Here is a 17,738-nt window from a genome sequence, read left to right as displayed (position 1 = left end):
TCGTAGCAACCGGAAAATCGCCGAAGTTGACCTCTCGCGGGGCCGTGCTACTTCTGACCCGGCCGCTTCTTGCCCGCGGCGATGCCGAAGCCCTTGGCCTTGGAGGCGCCGGTCTCGGTGATCGTCCGCGAATCGGCGCCCGACTCCGCCGAGTCCGCCGAGTCCGCTGTGTCGGTGGCGTCGCTGGTGTCACCGGGGCCCTCGGTGGCGGGCGCTGCGGCCTCGGGCTGTGCCGACTCAGACGCCGCCGACTCAGACGCCGACTCGGATGGCGCCGACTCGGACGCCGCCGACTCGGGTTCCGGGGCCGGTGCAGCCTCGGCAGGAGCCGCGGAACCGGGCTTCTGTGCACCCGGCTTCGGGGCACCGGGCTTCTTGGCGCCCGGCTTCTTGAGGCCGCCGGCCATGCCGAAGCCCTTCGCCTTGCCCTCGGTGGCCGCAGTCGTGGTGTCGGCAGTCGTGGTGTCGGCGGTGCCCGCCGCATCGGCGGCGGCCGCGGTGCCCGGCGCGTCGCTGTCGGCCGATGCGGCCTCGGCGGGCGCCGACTCGGCAGCCGGAGCGGGCTTCGCGCCGCCCGGCTTCTCTGCACCGGCCTTCGGGGCGCCGGGCTTAGGTGCACCGGGCTTTTTGGCGCCCGGCTTCTTGAGGCCGCCGGCCATGCCGAAGCCCTTCGCCTTGCCCTCGGTCGATGCCGTCTCGGCGGTGCCGGCGGCAGTGGTACCCGCCGCAGGGGTCGACTCAGTGGCAGTCGATTCAGTGGCGGTCGACTCGGTAGCAGCAGCCTCGGTCGCCGCGGGTGCCGCCGGCTTGGCCGCCCCGCCCGGCTTCGGTGCCCCGCCCGGCTTCTTGAGCCCACCGGGCTTTTGGAGACCGCCCGGCTTCTGGAGCCCACCGGGCTTCTTGAGTCCACCGCTCTTCGGGGCCAGGCCGACGGCGGGCTTGGCCTCGCCGGTCGATGCGCTCGACCCCACGCTCGACTCCGCACTCGCCGGCGCGGCAGCGGGCGCCGCCGCGGCGACGGGCTCGGGCTCGGGAGTGGGGTTCGGGTCGCGCTGGATCGGATGCAGGAACTGTCCACCGCGCTCCACCTGCTGGCGGCCGCGGTTGACGCCCTCGAGGATCAGCTGGGCGACGTCGACGACCTCGACCTGCCCCTCGTCCTCGGTGTTCGCCGTCTGCGCGGTCACGCCGTCGGTGAGCATGACGCGGCAGAACGGGCAGCCGGTCGCGATCTTGCGGACCGGCTTGTCGCCGCTGTTGGCGGCGGCCGTCGACCCGAGGGTCTCGAGCGCCTCGTCGACGCGGTCGACGTTGATGCGCTTACCGGTCTGCTCCTCCATCCACATGCGGGCGCCGCCGGCGCCGCAGCACATGGAGCGCTCGCCGTGGCGTGGCATCTCGGTGAGGGTCGACCCGGACGACTCGACCAGTTCGCGGGGCGCGTCGTACACCTGGTTGTGGCGGCCCAGGTAGCAGGGGTCGTGGTAGGTGACCTGTTCGCCCTCGGGGGCCGAGACGGGAACCAGTCGCTTCTCGCGGACGAGCCGGTTCAGCAGCTGCGTGTGGTGGACCACCTCGTAGCTGCCGCCGACCTGCTTGTACTCGTTGCCGATGGCGTTGAAGCAGTGGGCACACGTGACGACGATCTTCTTGCGCTGTTCGGGCGCGGTGGCGAAGACCTCGTTGAACGTCTCGATGTTCTGCTGGGCCAGCATCTGGAACAGGAACTCGTTGCCCGCGCGGCGCGCCGGGTCGCCGGTGCAGGTCTCGCCCTGGCCGAGGACCATGAAGTCGACGGCCGCGATGTCGAGGAGTTCGGCGACGGCCTTCGTGGTCTTCTTGGCGCGGTCCTCGTAGGCGCCGGCGCAGCCGACCCAGAAGAGGTACTCGTAGCCCTCGAAGGAGTGGACGTCCTGGCCGTAGACCGGGATGTCGATGTCCATCTCGTCGATCCAGGCGACGCGCTGCGAGGCGTTCTGGCCCCACGGGTTGCCCTTGTTCTCGAGGTTCTTGAACATGCCGGCCAGCTCGGTCGGGAAGTCCGACTCGATGAGGACCTGGTAGCGGCGCATGTCGATGAAGTGGTCGACGTGCTCGATGTCGACCGGGCACTGTTCCACGCAGGCGCCGCACATGGTGCAGCTCCACAGGGCCTCGGCGTCGATGACGGCGCCGGTGGTGCCCTCGGAGTCGCCGACCAGCGGACGCTCGGCCTCGGCGCGGGCGGCCTCGTCGATGGCGTCGAGCTTGTCCTGTTCGACGTTGCCGTCGGCGTCGACCAGTCCGATCTCGTCGCCGCCCATGTCCTTGCGGCCGCCGGCCAGCAGGTAGGGGGCCTTGGCGTAGCCGTGGTCGCGCAGCGACATGATCATGAGCTTCGGCGAGAGCGGCTTGCCGGTGTTCCACGCGGGGCACTGGCTCTGGCAGCGACCGCACTCGGTGCAGGTGGTGAAGTCGAGCCAGCCCTTCCAGCTGAAGTCCTCGATCTTGCCTGCACCGAATGCGTCGACGTCGGGGTCGGCGGTCTCCATGTCGAGGACCTTGCCGCCGCTGAGCATGGGCTTGGCCGCGCCGAGGGCGACGCCGCCGTCGGATTCGCGCTTGAAGAAGATGTTCGGGAATGCGGCGAAGCGGTGCCAGGCGACGCCCCAGGTGAGGTTGAGGCCGACGAGCAGCAGGAAGAGGCTGCCCGAGAGGAGCTTGACGACGGCGAACAGGGACACCATCAGCGGGCTCGACGGGAGGATCTCGGCGACCTGCATGGTGAAGAAGTCCGACCCGGTGTGGGCGCCGCCGTAGGTGGCGAGCTTGCCGGCCTTGACGAAGATCATGCCGAGGCCCTCGAGCAGGACGATGGCTTCGATGATGTAGGCGGGTGCGAACTTCGATCCGGTGAACCGCGACAGGCGTGCGGGAACGCGTGGATGGTTGATCTGGCGGATCACGATGAGCGTGGTGATGCCGATGACGGTGCCGATGCCGAGCACCTCGTCCCAGAGGTGCCAGCCGAAGGTGTCGCCGAACAGCGGCCAGTGGAATTCGGGGTTGATCGACTGTCCGTACGCTTCGAAGAACAGCAGGAAGCCGCCGAGGAAGCCGATCATCACCAACCAGTGCATGATGCCGACGGTGCGGAACTTCACCATCCTCGTGTGGGCGAGGAACTCCTTGATCATGGTGAACAGGCGCTTGCCGAGATGGGCGAAGCGCGTCGATTCCACCTTCTGACCTTGGAAGATCGTCCGCGCCATGTTGACCACGCCGCGGAGGAACGATCCCCAGCAGAGGATGCTGATGAGCGTGGCGGTGGTTCCGATCGCAACGGTAGTCGTCGTCACTGGAAGTACCGGCCTTTCTTTCAGGTCGTACCGAGACGGCGGTGCGCTAGGGCCGTGTGCACCGCAGTCAACCTCTATTCCCTGGTAACCGTAAAGGTTGCACCCGTCTCAGCGCTGCCAAGGGCTGCCTAACTCGCTGCGGTGGGCGCGGTCTCCGGTCGCCGTGCGCATCGATGTTACTCGTGAGTAACAAATGGGTCCAGTCCACCCGACCATCCCGGGGGCTCAGACTCCGGCGGGCGGCAGCGCCTCCATCTCGGCCAACGCCGTCTCGAGATGCGCCAGAATCCGCTGCAGGCTCGGCAGCTGGGCCCGCGCGCCGATCACCCCGAAGTTCGCCTTGCCCGACGCCGTCGCGACCGTGATGTTCATCGCCAGGCCCTCCATCGGCACCGACACCGGATAGCACCCGTCGAGCGCCGCGCCGTTCCAGTACAGCTGCTCCTCGGGTCCGGGAACGTTCGAGACGATCAGGTTGAACCCGCGCGGCGTGTAGTCGACGAACCCCGGGACGCTCGCGAACGCCAGCGGCCAGATCGTCGCCGCCCCGAGCGCGAGCGCCTGCAGCGGCCGCATCCCGCGCAAGACCCGCTTGGCCCCGGCGGTCGACGCCTTGATCGCGGCCACGCGGTCGGCGGGGTCGGCCTGATCGGTGGCCATCCGGACCTCGATGGCCGTGACCGCGTTGCCGTCGTCGTCGCCGTCACCGTGCATCGAGACCGGGAGCATCGCGATCAGCGACTCGTCGGGCAGGTCGCCGTGATCGGACAGATAGGTGCGCAGCGCACCCGAGCACATCGCCAGGACGACGTCGTTGAAGGTCATGCGCTGTGCGTGGGCGACGGCCCGCAGCCGCTCGATCGGCCAGTCCTGGGCGGCGAAACGCCGCGCCGACCCGATCGACTGATTGAGCATCGTCTTGGGGGCGCGCTGCAGGGGCGCCACATAATCGGAGTCGCTCAGACCGGCCGAGGCGACGCGCAGCGCCGCCGGCCCCATCCCGATCACCTGGCCGGCCACGTCGACGGCGCTCTCGGCGATGCCGCGGAGGCCGCCGAGCAGACCGCGATCGGTCGCGGGGCGACGGCGGCCGCGGCGAGCGCGACGCTGCAGGTCCGCGTCCCACACCGCCGTGCCCGACCGGTCGTCGGGATCGGTCGACAGGAAGCGCTGCAGCATCCGCAGCGCGGTCACGCCGTCCATCACCGAGTGATGGACCTTCGAGTACAACGCCACCCGGCCGTCCTGAAGGCCCTCGATGATGTGCACCTCCCACATCGGGCGCCGGCGGTCGAGGAGGGCGCCGTGGTTCTGGGAGACGTACCGCAGCAGATTCTTGATCTCGCCCGGCCGGGGCAGGACGATCCGGCGGATGTGATGGTCGAAGTCGACGTCGTCGTCGTACGCCCACGCCGTGTATCCGGCCAGTTGGGCGGGGGTCGCGGGCCTCTTGCGGAACACCGGTGCGATGTCGGTGGCGGCGGTGAACCGGTCGGCGAACTCGTCGGCCAACTGCTCGGCGGTCTGCCCGTCGCGCGGGACGAAGAGCTGGAGTCCGCCGACGTGCGTCGGTTGGTCCCGGGTCTCGGCGATGAGGAACATCGACTCGGTGACCGGCATGTACTCCATGTGGCGTCCTCCCCGTTTGCGGGGCGGCGACCGTGCCGCCCGTGCTGATTGTGACACGACGCACATCGGGCTCCCGGGGGTGGGTCGAGGCGGTGAGATGCGCCGTCGGCGGCGGCGCCGCCGCTACTCTCGGCCGCCGCTACTCTCGACCGCCGCTACTCTCGACCGCGATGCCCGCCACGCCCGCCCCGTCTGCGGCCACGAGTGTTCGTGGTCGACTCCGCACCGCGATCCTCATCGCGGTGATCGTGGTGGAGGCCGTCGTCGCCGTGTCGTCGTCCGCGATGGTCGTCGGCGCGTGGGGCCGGGTGGTCGAGGCCGGTGACCTGCCCGCCGACGCCCCGCGCACGCTCATCGTGCTCGGATCGAAGGTCACCGCGGGCGAGCCGGGCGACTACGTCCGTCCGCGACTCGACGTCGCGGTGGCCGCCTACCGGGCCGGCCGGGTCGAGCGAATCATCGATTCGGGGAACGACGCCGACGAGGCGGGCAACGAGGTGGCGGTGATGCGACGCTACCTGGAGGCTCGCGGGGTTCCGGCCGCCGCGATCGTGGACGACCGGTTCGGCCTCAACACCGATGCGACGTGCCGTCGTGCCGCGGGGGAGTTCGGTGTCACGGCGGCGATGATCGTGACCCAGAACTTTCACGTGGCGCGGGCGGTGGCGCTGTGCCGAGCCCGCGGCATCGACACGCTCGGCGTCATCGCACCGTGCGGGAGCTGTTCGACGGCGGGGCTGACGCGGAATCACCTCCGCGAGTCGCTGGCGTCGCGCCCGCGGGCGCTCCTCGACGCGATGCGGGCCCGCCTGTCGCGGTGAGGAGTGCCGGTGGTGTGCCCTGCGGGGGTCATTCGGATGTCCGATCCGGGCTCGTGGGATCCGTAACGTCGAGGCATGGACATCTCCCGCGCCGGGGTCGACGTCGCGGCCGCCCGGGTCGTCGGACTCGTGTTCGGTGCGTCGTCGGCGTCTCCGGTGGGCGATGCGCTCGCCGACGCCGGGCTCGCGCCCCGCGACGTGTGCGCCGTGATCCGCGTCGGCCCGTGCGCCGCCGACGCGTCGGACCCCGCGCGGGCGGACTCCGCCGGGCAGATCGCGGCGGTCGCCGCGCTCGGCGCACCGCACCGTCCGCTGCGGACCCTCGACCTGGTCGATGACGGCTGCGGGGTGCCGTCATCGATCGCGATGGGGCTGTCGTTGGCGGCGGCCGACGCCGGCGCGGTGGTCGTGGCGGTCGGCGGCGCGGTGCTGGTGCTCACCGCCGCGACGGTGCCCGCACCGTCCCCGCGACGGAGTACCGAGATCGATCTCGGCGGCGGCCGCCTGCAGTCGGCGGTCGACCATCTGCTGCGGGCCGCGCCGTGCGGTGCGCCGGTGGTCGCGGCGGTGCCCGACGGCGTCCGGCTGCCCGCGGGGGTGCTGCGGACGGGACCCGACGCGGCGGCGCAGATCCGGGCGCTGGCCGACCTGCGGGCCGAGGGCGTCGATGCGGTGTCCGTGGTCGCGGCCGACCGCGGCGGTCGGGGAGCCGCGGTGGTGTGCGCGCTGCGCTGACCGCGCTCGTGCTCGCCGTCAGATCGTGGGGCGCAGCCCGAGCCGCGGCCGGCCGGTGAGGTACTCCGACCCCGGGAATCGGCGCAGGACCTCGACGACGGCGAGGGAGATCGCCAGGGTGAGGAGGTAGACGACCGGTGTGGCCAGGGGTTGGGGGATCGTCGACAGGAACCACGGGCCGCCGTCCTCGCCGGTGGGCCGCAGGAGGAAGAACAGCACCATCACGTGCACGAGGAACACCGGGAACGAACGGTTGGACGCGTACGTGACGGCCATCGCGATACGGGGCTGCCGGTCGCGGCGGGTCCGCGCCCAGTGCACGGCCATCGCGTATACGCCGACTGCCGCGACCAGGATGAACGGCAGCAGGGTCGGCTGGAAGGCGCCGAGGGGGTCGCTGATCGGCCCGCCGGTGTTGACCCGGTACAGGTAGGCGGCGACCGCGAACGCCCCGGTGGAGATGAGCAGGGTGACCAGGAGGACGCCCTGGCCGCGCAGGAGTCGGTGGAGGGTGTCGCGGTGGTCGGCGGCGAGGGCGCCGAGCACGATGACCAGCGAATACGGCAGGAACGTCGCGTACAGGTGTCCCCACAGGTCGGCGATCGACGACGGCGGCGTCCAGTACGTCATCACCGCGATCACCGTGATCTGCAGGGCGCCGGCGCCGAGTGCGAGCAGTCCGTGGTGGCCGCGGGTCGCGGTGACCAGGCGTCGCACGAGGGGGAACAGCACGTACACCTGCAGCATCACGAACAGGAAGTACAGGTGGTAGGCGGCGGTCCCCCAGGCGAGTCGCTCACCGAGGTCGTCGAGGTTCGACGGCACGTCGCCGAGCCGGTTCTGCGCCCACATGACGGTCACCAGCCAGTACAGGACCGACCAGATCGCGTACGGGATGATGACGAGTTTGATCCGTTTGCGCCAGAACGTCGTGGCCCGGAAGTCGGGCCGGTCGAGGTACTGGTACATCAGGACGAAACCGGTGAGTGCGAAGAAGATGTTGCGGGTGGCGTGGAAGAGGATCGCCGTCGCGTTGGTGCCGACGCTGCCGAACTGATCGGTCGTCGAGGTGTACACGTGCACGAACATCACGAGCGCGAACGTGGTGGTCCGCACCAGGTCGACGTGGTGCAGGTAGGGCCGCTTACCTGCGGCGGGCGCCGTCGTCGCTGTCGGTGCAGCGGGGGAGCGCTGCACCGATCGGTTCGGCGCGAGGACGAGGGACATCACGACCTCAGCATGTCGGGGAACTCTTCACTGGTGGCCCACCGTAGTCGGTGCGACTGTGCGGTCGCTGTGTGCTGGGCGGGCCGTTCCCGCACATGCGCGCCGCCGCGTCAGGGGGTTCCGCGGGGCTTCCACCATCCGGTCGCATTGCCGATGTCGACGTCGAGGTACGGCACGAGGCTGCGCATGAACGCCGTCGACACGTGGTGGCGGTCGTGCCACACGAGGATGTTCCCGACGACGGCCGGGCAGTAGCCGTCCTTGCAGAAGGCCTTGCTGTAGTCGAGGAAGGTCATGTTCGGGAACTTCGCGGCGATCGCGTCGGCGGGGTCGGTCGGCGAGAGCGCCTTGCGTTCGTCGACCCCGCAGACGCGGGGCAGACGGCCGGAGGCGATGCACTCGGGCGGCGACATCGAGCCGCTGGTCCACGGGGTGTCGCGGACGGCGATCACCTTGAGGTTCTCGTCGCGGAGCTGGTTGAACACGTCGACGTATCCGGGCGGGACGATGTCGCCGTCCTCACCGCTCGGTGCGGGTCGGGTGCTGGTGGTGAAGACCACGTCGGGGCGGTCCTGCGCGAGGCGTTTGACGACGCGCTGCACCCACGGTTTGCACTCGGTGAGCGTCCGGTCGTTGAACTCCACCTCGGCCTCGGTCGACATCGCGCACCCGGCCTTCATGTAGGTGGTGACGCGGAAGCCGCGCTGTTTGCCGAGCTTGTCGAGCGCGGTCATCCAGTGTTCGGAGTGGGAGCCGCCGACCACGGCCATCGTGCGCGCGCCGCGCGGGTCGCCGTAGACGCCGACCTTGATGGCGGGGTCGCCGAAGTTGGAGAAGTGCGGCAGATGGTTGAGCGGCCAGTCCTCGGCGGCGGCCTCGGGCGACGGCGCCACGGGGACGGCGGGCACGGGGGCTCCGCTGAGGAATGCGCGGGCGCCGGGGTACTCGCGCGGGTCGAGGTTGGTGGTGTCGACGATCAGCTGGTTCTGGCGGTACTGCCAGTAGCCGGCGGCGGAGAACGACGCCAGCGAGGCGACGACGAGGATGGCGATCAGCGTCTTGCGGTAGGCGGCGGTGAAGCCTTCGCCGCGGCCCGCCCGCAGCGGCGCCTCGACGAATCGTGTCATCAGCCAGGCGAGGCCCACCGAGATCACCAGGACGGCGGTGCCTTCGATGAAGCTGACGTCGTCGACCATCCGCGCGTTCATGTAGAAGATCAGCAGCGGCCAGTGGATGAGGTAGAGGGCGTAGGCGATGGAGCCGAGCCACACGATCCACGGGTGGGCGAGGGCGCGGCCGACGGCGGACAGGTCGTTGCCGGGCACGGCGCGCGGAGCGGTGTGCGACGAGCCGACCCACATGAGCAGCAGGGTCGAGCCGGCGGGGACGAGGGCCAGGAGGGCGGGGTACTCCTCGACGCCGGCGATCCAGATGCCGGAGGTCGCGATGAGGGCGACGGCGGCCGCCGACAGCAGGCTCCGCAGCCAGTTGGCCAGTGCGATCCGCGGCATCCAGATGGCGAGCAGACCGCCGGCCATCGGCTCCCAGATCCGGGCGACGGTGTCGTAGTAGTTGAACGGCTGGTTGATGCCGTGGCGGTAGTTGGCCCACGCGAACGAGATCAGCGTGACGGCCAGCAGCAGGACGCCGACGATGGTCTTGATGACCGTCGGGCGGGTGAGGACGGGGAAGTAGCGGGCGCCGATCTTGAGCAGACCGCCGACGGCGAGGGCCGTCAGCAGGGTCAAGACGAAGAACTGTCCCTGCATCGACATCGACCACAGGTGCTGCAGGGGGCTGATCGCGGAGTCGGCGGCGCCGTAGTCCTGGGACAGGAAGCCCAGGTGGTAGTTCTGGTAGTAGAACGCGGACGCGATGATCTCTTTGCCCAGCGGACCCCATCGGGTCGTCGGCATCAACCACCACACGCCGAGCGTGACGAACGCCAGGAGCAGGAACATCGCCGGGATGAGGCGGCGCAGCAGTCGGCTCAGGCGGGGCCACGGGTTGATCGCGACGCTCCACGACACGGAGGCGGGTTGCGTTTTGATGACGTGTTTGAGCAGTGAGGCGACGAAGAAGTAACCGGACAGCGTGAGGAAGACGTCCACGCCGCCGGATACCCGTCCGAACCACACGTGGAACACCGCGACCAGGAAGATCGCGATGCCGCGGAGTCCGTCGAGATCGAGCCGATAGCCGGAGTTGACTCCGGCGGCCGCGTCCTCATTCGGGGTCGAGGACGCGGCGGTCACGTCGGTTCCAGCTGACTTCACAACGCGTGATGCTACTTCGGATCACGATGTGAACTCCATTCCACATGCTGGATCGAGTGTCTGTTCGACGGCCCGTCTGCCGAATGTCCGATATCAGCGTCGGGTGCGGGTGACGACGGTGTGGAGCAGGTCGCGGTAGGCGCGTCGATCGGGGCGCAGCATCGACGCGTGGCTCTGCCGCGGGAGGATGCGGACGTCGATTCGGCCGCCGGTCGTCGAATAGGCGGCCGCGAACCGGCGGGCGTGGTCGGGCGGGACGAGCCGGTCGGCGTCGCCGTGCAGCACGGTGATCGTCGGGCGCGACGGTAGGGGGTGGGTGGCGGCCACGAGGACGGGGTCGACCTGTGCGTAGTGGTCGGGGACGGTTGTCGGGCGGCCGCCCAGCGCCGCGATCGCGCGGGTGTTGCCGGTGGCGGCCGCCCACGTCATGTCGAGTGGTCCGGCCACGGAGATGACGCGGTCGGGGATCATGCGCGGCGGGTGGCCGCCGGGGCCGGGGTTGACGGCGGACCGCAGGGACGCCCAGACGGCGAGCTGCGCGCCGGCGCTGTGGCCGAAGGCGGTGACGCCGGTCTTCCGGATCTGCGGGTATCGGGTGAGGAGGGCGGGGACGTCGTCGAATGCGGCGGCCACGTCGGTGAAGGTGGTGGGCCAGCCGCCGCCGGTCCCGACGCGGCGGTATTCGATGGAGTAGGCGGCCACGCCCTGCGCTGCGAGGTCGGCGGCGAGGCGGTGCAGGACGCGGGCGGTGATCCGCGGTCCCCAGCCGCCGCCGTGGACGAGGATCACCAGCGGGATGTCGCGGTGTGCGCGGTAGTCGGCGGGCAGGTGGAGGTCGCCGTAGTTCTGCGACGGGTCGGCGTGTGTCGCCGGGTACGCGTGGCGGCGCACGGTGGTCCGGTCCTCGCCGGTCTGTTGTGCGGCGTGCGAGGGCACGGTCCTGGTCGCGGCGGTGGTGGTGGGTGCCGCGGTGCTGACGCCGTCGCCGTCGGGGTCGTCGGCCCACGCCCACACCGCCACGGTGGCGACCGTCATCACCGCGATCAGTGCCGCCGTGAGTCCGGTGAGCCGTCGGGACGGTCTGCGCATCGCCATGAGCGTCGATCCTGCGACGGTCGGCTGACAGTTTCCTGAAGAGAACACCTTGTGTCGCATGTGATCTCGAGGATCGACTGTGGGATCGGTGCCGGCGGGCGACGATGGGTGTGGCCGGACGCATGTGGCCGGCGACCCTCTGGACGGAAGTGGTGGCGATGAAGACCAAAGCGGCGGTACTGCACGGAGTCGACGAGGAGTGGCGGATCGAGGAGGTCGACCTCGGCGATCCGGTGGCGGGGGAGGTGCAGGTCCGGCTGGTCAGTTCCGGACTGTGCCATTCCGACCATCATCTGCGGACCGGGCAGAGTCCGGCCCCGATGCCCGTCGTCGGGGGCCACGAGGGTGCGGGTGTGGTGGTGAAGGTCGGCGACGGCGTCACCCGGTTCGCGGAGGGGGATCATGTCGTCACGGCGTTCATCCCGGCGTGCGGCACGTGCGAACCGTGTTCGCGCGGTGCGCAGAATCTGTGCGACGAGGGTGCGGGGCTGCTCACCGGGTTGTCGATCGCCGATAAGACGCATCGGGTGACGCTGGGCGGCGAGGGTCTCACGCAGATGTGTCTGCTCGGGACGTTCTCTCCGTACATCACGGTCAATCAGGCGTCGCTGGTGAAGATCGAGGACGACATCCCGCTCAAGGAGGCGGCGCTGTTGGGTTGCGGCGTCGCCACGGGCTGGGGGTCGGCGACGCAGATCGGCGGCACCCGGCCGGGCGACACGGTGGTGGTCGTCGGCATCGGCGGTGTCGGCATCAACGCGGTGCAGGGCGCGAAGGCGGCGGGTGCGCGGTTCGTGGTGGCCGTCGATCCGGTGAAGTTCAAACGCGACATGGCCGAGAAGCTGGGGGCGACGCACACGTTCGAGTCGGTGGAGCAGGCGGTGCCCGCGGTCGGCGAGATGACGTGGGGTGCGATGGCGGACACCGCGGTGCTCACGCACGGCGAGATGAAGGGCGAGTACATCGCCGAGGGGTTGGCGATGATCCGCAAGGGCGGCCAGGTGGTAGTCGTGGGGATGGGCGATTACGCGGCGATGGACGTGAAGATGAACCTCTTCGAGCTCACTCTGCTGCAGAAGCGGGTTCAGGGGGCGATCTTCGGTGGCGCCGGGCCGCGGACTCAGGTGCCGCGGCTGTTGAACGAGTATCGGTCCGGTCAGTTGAATCTCGCCGATCTGGTGACTCAGACGTATCGGCTCGAGGACATCAATCGGGCGTACGACGACATGCTGGAGGGCAACAACATCCGCGGCATGATCGTCTTCGACGAGGCCGACTGGTAGCGGCGCGACCAGCGGTCGGGGCCCGCCGGCGGGTCGGGGAACAAACGCCGCACCCTCGGGGTTGAGTCGAGCAGACTGAACTTCTGGAGGTGTGATGTCTGAGAACATTTCCGTTCCCGTCCTGTTCGTTCCCGACCTCGTGGTCCTGCCCGGCATGGTGGTCCCGATTCCGCTCGACGACGCCGCGCAGGCGGCGGTCGACGCGGCCCGCGCCGGGGAGAACGGCTCCATCCTGATCGCCCCGCGGCTCGACGACCGCTACCCCACCCACGGCGTGATCGCGTCGATCGTGCAGGTGGGACGCATGCCCGGACCGGGCGGCCATGCCGCCGTGGTCCGCGGTGAGCGGCGCGCGCACATCGGCGTCGGCACCACCGGCCCGGGAGCCGCCCTGTGGGTGGAGGTGGAGCCGGTGGCGGAGCCGCCGGTCACCGACGCGGTCCGCGAGCTGGCGTCCGAATACCGCACGGTGGTCCTCGCGATGCTGCAGCGCCGCGAGGCGTGGCAGGTGATCGACGCCGTCAACCGGCTCACCGATCCGTCGGCGCTCGCCGACACCGCCGGCTACGCGTCGTGGCTCACCGACGTGCAGAAGCGCACGCTGCTGGAGACCGACGACGTCGAGGACCGGCTGCGGCTGCTGATCGAGTGGACGGGCGAGACCCTCGCGGAGACGGAGGTGAGCGACAAGATCGCCGCCGACGTCCGCGACGGCATGGAGAAGCAGCAGAAGGAGTTCCTGCTGCGCCAGCAGCTCGACGCGATCCGCAAGGAGCTCGGGGAGGACGAACCCGACGGCGCCGACGACTACCGCGGCCGGGTGGAGGCGGCCGACCTGCCCGACGCGGTCCGTGCGGCCGCGCTGCGCGAGGTCGGGAAGCTCGAGCGCGGCAGCGATCAGAGTCCAGAGGCGGGCTGGATCCGCACCTGGCTCGACACCGTCCTGGAACTGCCGTGGTCGCAGACGACCGACGATGCGACGGACGTGGCCGGTGCGCGGGAGATCCTCGACGCCGATCATCACGGTCTCGACGACGTGAAGGACAGGATCGTGGAGTACCTCGCCGTCCGGGCGCGGCGGTCGCGGCGCGGTCTGTCGGTGGTCGGCGGCCGCGGTTCGGGCGCCGTGATGGTGCTCGCCGGTCCTCCCGGCGTCGGGAAGACGTCGCTCGGGGAGTCGGTGGCGCGCGCCCTCGGCCGGAAGTTCGTCCGGGTCGCGCTCGGCGGTGTCCGCGACGAGGCGGAGATCCGCGGTCACCGGCGCACCTATGTCGGCGCGCTGCCGGGCCGCATCGTGCGGGCCATCGGGGAGGCCGGGTCGATGAACCCGGTCATCCTGCTCGACGAGATCGACAAGGTGGGCTCCGATTTCCGGGGTGACCCGGCTGCGGCGCTCCTCGAGGTGCTCGACCCGGCGCAGAACCACACGTTCCGCGACCACTACCTCGACCTGGATCTCGACTTGTCGGACGTCGTCTTCCTCGCGACGGCCAACGTGGTGGAGAACATCCCGTCGGCGCTCCTCGATCGCATGGAGCTGGTCACGATCGACGGTTACACCGAGGACGACAAGGTGGCGATCGCCCGCGACTACCTGGTTCCACGTCAGCTCGAACGGGCGGCGCTCACGGCCGACGAGGTGACGATCACGCCGGACGCGCTGCGGACGATCGCGGCCGAGCACACCCGCGAGCCGGGAGTGCGGCAGTTCGAGCGGCTGCTGGCCAAGATCGCACGCAAGGTCGCGGTGGCCGTCGAGGCGAGCGACGGGCGCGAGCCGGTGACGGTCGACGCCGCGGGGCTGGTCGATTACATCGGGCGGCCGCGCTTCACGTCGGAGACGGCGGAGCGGACCGAGATCCCCGGTGTGGCGACGGGGCTGGCGGTGACCGGCATGGGCGGCGACGTCCTGTTCATCGAGAGCCTGGCGGTGGCGTCGCCGGACGATGGGTCGGTGGACCGGGGAGCGGGGGCGGGCGGTGGTCCGAGCCTGAAGCTCACCGGTCAGTTGGGCGATGTGATGAAGGAGTCGGCGCAGATCGCGCTGTCGTACGTGCGGTCGCACGCCGCGGACTTCGGGATCGATCCGGGTGCGCTCGCGGGGACGATTCACATCCACGTTCCGGCGGGCGCGGTGCCGAAGGACGGGCCGTCGGCGGGGGTGACGATGGTGACCGCGCTGGTGTCGATGCTCACCGGGCGTCGTGTCCGCGGTGACGTGGGGATGACCGGCGAGGTGACGCTCGGCGGTCGGGTGCTGCCGATCGGCGGTGTGAAGCAGAAGCTGCTGGCGGCGCAGCGCAACGGGCTGGGCACGGTGTTCATCCCGCAGCGCAATGAGGCCGATCTCGACGATGTGCCGGGCGAGGTGCTCGCGGCACTCGATGTGCGGCCGATGACCGATGTCGCCGACATCGTCGCGCAGGCGTTGGAGCCGGCTGTCGACGGTGCCGGTGCGTCCGGGGTGGAGTCGGCGGCCTGATCCGCCGCGGTCGGTCGGGGGTCGTTCTCTCGACCGACCGCGGGGGAGCTCGCGTCGACGGCGTCGGGTTAGAGTGCGGCGACCGGTCCCGCGGGGATCGTCGACGCACACGCGACCCGGACGCACACACACGACTCGATGGTGAAACGGAGTACCCGTGACAGACCCCCGACACTCGAACCCGCAGAACTCGAGCCCGCAGAACTCGAACCTGCACGACCCGAACGTTCAGAACCCGAACCCCCCGTCGCCGAACGAGCAGGCGCCGGTCCAACCGGAGCAGGACTCGGGGTACACGGGTTTCTCGATCGCGGCGGTCGGCGTGATCGTCGGCGCCGTCCTCACCCTCGTCTCGTACCCGCTGGTGTGGTTCTATGCGACGGCCGACCCGGACGCCACGGTGACCGGCCTCGGGAGCGTGAACAGCACCGATCAGGTGCGGATCATCTTCACCTCGAGCCGCCTGCACTGGTTGCCGGGCGTCGTCGCCGTCGTGCTGCTCGTGATCGCGGTGCTGCGCCTGATCGGCCGGTACACGGCCGCGTTCAACAAGCCGTCGACGATCATCGGCGCCGTCGCCGTGGGCGCCTCGGTGCTCGCGGCCTTCCTCGTCGACGAGGGATTCAGCGCCGGCATCGGCGCGTACCTGGCGCTGGTCGGTTCGGTGGTGATGCTGGCGGCCGTCGCGGCCGTCGCATTCGCCGAGAAGTAGCCGTCCGCGCGCAGCGATCGGCGGCCCCTCCGTGCGGGAGGGGCCGCCGATCGTCGTCTCCGGGGTCCGTGCCGGTCAGTGCGGTGTGTCGGCCGCCGGATGCGGAGCGGGACTCGGGGTGTTCGGCTCGGAGCGGGTGAGTCGCTGCGCGTAGGCGACGCCGAGGCCCAGCAGCAGGATGCCGGCGACGAGGAACGCCGTGACGCGGAGGAATCCGTCGAGGGCGGCCAGGTCGAACAGGAACAGTTTGGCGATCGCCGCCGCGATCAACGTCAGTCCGGCGCTCAGGGCGACGGTCCGCATCACGCCGTCGTTGCGGCGGGCCCACATCAGCGCGGCCGCGGCCGATGCGAACCAGATGACGGTGGCGACGGTGTGGCCGGTGCGGAAGCCCTGCCCGGATCCGTCGGTCGCCACGGCGGCGACGGCGACGCACAGCTGGGTGACCAGCCACAGGTCGACCAGGGCGCCCACGATCCACAGTCGGTCGGCGGCATCGGGGGCCTCGGCGGACCACACCCAGGTCAGGAGAGTCACGGCGACGATGCCGAAGGCGACCCCGATGAGCACGGTGATCCGCTGGCCGTCGGTGAGGCCGTCGAAGAAGAACAATTGCGGAAGGGCGCCGGAGGCGACGACGGAGAGCAGACCGAAACCGGTCGCGACCGTCCCGGCCGTCACCAGGGCGCGACGCAGATCGCCGGCCACGATGCTGACGGCCAGGATCACGATCGCCACCGCGAGGGCGCCGGGCGCCTGGGCGTCGGGGCCGACGGCGAACAGCACGGACAGTGCGAACCCGATGGCGGCGGCGACGGCCCACCCGATGCGGGCGGTGAAGCCGATTCCACTGCGACCGCGGGTGACGACGGCGGCGAACGCGAACACCAGCGCGGCGATCCCGGCGACCACCGACGGCAGCGGCGTGTCGAACATCGCCGGGGTCGCGAACACCGGGATGCCGGAGGCGACCGAGACCAGACCGACGACCACCCGGGTGGAGCTCGTCGAGAGCAGCAGTGTCGCCGAGACGACGGCGAGCACGATGTTCACGGCGATCGCCGGGGCCAGGAACCAGGCGGCGACGTCGTCGGTCGTGGTCGCCGCCAGCAGGGGAATCGTGGCGGCGGCGGTGTTCACCGCGAACAGCGGCGTCCAGTCGCGGCCGATCTGGATCCACAGGGTGACGGCGGCGTAGGCGGGCATGAACGCGATGAGGACGAGGTCGACGCCGCCGGTGACGATCGGCGCGAAGACGAGGAGCGGAACCGAGACGAGCAGACCCAACGTCTGGCTGTCCCACCGGTGGGCGAACCACAGTCCGCCGCCGGCGATCAGCGAGCCGAGTGCCAGGGCCGCCGCTTCGGGGAGCCATTGGTAGATCGATGCGGCGGCCAGCACGTCGAAGAGCGCGGCGGCGGTGCCGGTGGCGATCAACGCGGCGGCGCCCGACCGCTTCTCGTCGCGGTGACCGATTCGCGCGCCGACGGCGACCAGTGCGGCGGCCAGCAGGGCGCCGCCGGCGACGCGGACCTCCGGGCGGAGGATGCCGGCCTGGGCGGCCAGGACGAGCAGGAGGACCACTCCGATCAGGGTGATGGCGACGCCCACCGCGGCGAGGATCTTGCCGACGAGACCGCGATCGGTGGCCGCGGCCAGCCGGTCGGACAGCGACGGCGCGGGTGCCGGGCGGGTCGCGGCGGGATGCGCGGTTGCGGGCCCGGCGGCACCCCGGGTGGCGGTCTGCCACTGGTTGCCCTGCCACTGGTTGCCCTGCCACTGGTTGCCCCGCCACTGATTGCCCTGCCACGGGTTCGCCTGCCAGTGGGGTGCGGTCGGCGGGGGCGTGTACGGCCACTGGCCGCCGGTCGCGTACTGGACGTACGGCTGCGGCGGGTGCGGTGCCGCCGAGTGCGGTTGGGCGGGTGCGGCCGTGGGCTGGGCGGCCGCCGGCTTTGCGGGGGCGGCCGGTGCGGCTGCTGGGGGCCGGGTGGGCTCCGGCTCCCGGGTGGGGAGCGAGGAGGCGAACTCGGCGAAGTCGGACGAGACCGCGGCGACGCGGTCGGAGAGCGTGCGCAGTTCGGCGCCGATGCGATCGGCGGCGACTGCCGGATCAGGTGTGGTGTTCATGGCTTCCAGC

At 70.6% G+C, this 17,738-nt stretch carries 11 protein-coding genes; 5 read left to right on the top strand and 6 right to left on the bottom strand.

Features of this window, described 5'->3' with window-relative positions; genetic code table 11:
* Positions 1–47: 47 nt before the first annotated feature.
* The gene (locus tag G528_RS0102415) at positions 48–3,338 is read right to left on the bottom strand and encodes a (Fe-S)-binding protein (protein ID WP_026917581.1); all 3,291 of its coding nucleotides are present in this window, start codon (positions 3,336–3,338) and stop codon (positions 48–50) included.
* A gap of 225 nt (positions 3,339–3,563) precedes the next feature.
* Positions 3,564–4,967, bottom strand: coding sequence for a WS/DGAT/MGAT family O-acyltransferase (locus G528_RS0102410; RefSeq protein WP_026917580.1), 1,404 nt, complete (start codon positions 4,965–4,967; stop codon positions 3,564–3,566).
* A 170-nt stretch (positions 4,968–5,137) separates the two neighbouring features.
* Here G528_RS0102410 and G528_RS0102405 point away from each other — a divergent pair, with 170 nt between their 5' ends.
* Positions 5,138–5,788 (top strand): SanA/YdcF family protein, encoded by a 651-nt coding sequence (locus G528_RS0102405; protein ID WP_026917579.1) that lies wholly within the window; start codon positions 5,138–5,140, stop codon positions 5,786–5,788.
* A 75-nt stretch (positions 5,789–5,863) separates the two neighbouring features.
* Positions 5,864–6,523, top strand: coding sequence for a hypothetical protein (locus G528_RS0102400; protein WP_026917578.1), 660 nt, complete (start codon positions 5,864–5,866; stop codon positions 6,521–6,523).
* Between the two features lie 18 nt (positions 6,524–6,541).
* Here the strand turns inward: G528_RS0102400 and G528_RS0102395 are convergent, their stop codons facing one another.
* From G528_RS0102395 to G528_RS16140, 3 genes are all read right to left on the bottom strand, one after another.
* A complete protein-coding gene (locus G528_RS0102395; protein ID WP_026917577.1) occupies positions 6,542–7,750 on the bottom strand; it encodes an acyltransferase in 1,209 nt (402 codons plus the stop codon).
* Between the two features lie 110 nt (positions 7,751–7,860).
* A complete protein-coding gene (locus G528_RS0102390; protein WP_026917576.1) occupies positions 7,861–10,026 on the bottom strand; it encodes an acyltransferase family protein in 2,166 nt (721 codons plus the stop codon).
* A gap of 93 nt (positions 10,027–10,119) precedes the next feature.
* Positions 10,120–11,115 carry an alpha/beta hydrolase family protein gene (locus G528_RS16140; protein ID WP_169515209.1) on the bottom strand — a complete coding sequence of 332 codons (996 nt, stop codon included), beginning with the start codon at positions 11,113–11,115 and terminating at the stop codon, positions 10,120–10,122.
* A 164-nt stretch (positions 11,116–11,279) separates the two neighbouring features.
* On the opposite strand from G528_RS16140, the gene G528_RS0102380 reads away from it, so the two are divergent.
* The 3 genes from G528_RS0102380 to G528_RS0102370 all read left to right on the top strand — a co-directional run bounded on the left by G528_RS0102380 (position 11,280) and on the right by G528_RS0102370 (position 15,598).
* Positions 11,280–12,404 carry an NDMA-dependent alcohol dehydrogenase gene (locus G528_RS0102380; RefSeq protein ID WP_026917575.1) on the top strand — a complete coding sequence of 375 codons (1,125 nt, stop codon included), beginning with the start codon at positions 11,280–11,282 and terminating at the stop codon, positions 12,402–12,404.
* 94 nt (positions 12,405–12,498) lie between these two features.
* Complete coding sequence (gene lon / locus G528_RS0102375; RefSeq protein ID WP_026917574.1) at positions 12,499–14,886, top strand: endopeptidase La; 2,388 nt, start codon at positions 12,499–12,501, stop codon at positions 14,884–14,886.
* A gap of 157 nt (positions 14,887–15,043) precedes the next feature.
* Positions 15,044–15,598, top strand: coding sequence for a hypothetical protein (locus G528_RS0102370; protein WP_026917573.1), 555 nt, complete (start codon positions 15,044–15,046; stop codon positions 15,596–15,598).
* 75 nt (positions 15,599–15,673) lie between these two features.
* Here G528_RS0102370 and G528_RS16135 read toward each other — a convergent pair whose 3' ends face one another.
* Positions 15,674–17,728, bottom strand: coding sequence for a DUF2339 domain-containing protein (locus G528_RS16135; protein ID WP_051198187.1), 2,055 nt, complete (start codon positions 17,726–17,728; stop codon positions 15,674–15,676).
* Positions 17,729–17,738: the final 10 nt, after the last annotated feature.

It is taken from the genome of Gordonia shandongensis DSM 45094 (assembly GCF_000423025.1).
GTDB classification, from domain to species: Bacteria; Actinomycetota; Actinomycetes; order Mycobacteriales; family Mycobacteriaceae; genus Gordonia; species Gordonia shandongensis.
This window is presented reverse-complemented; position numbering and strand designations above follow the sequence as displayed.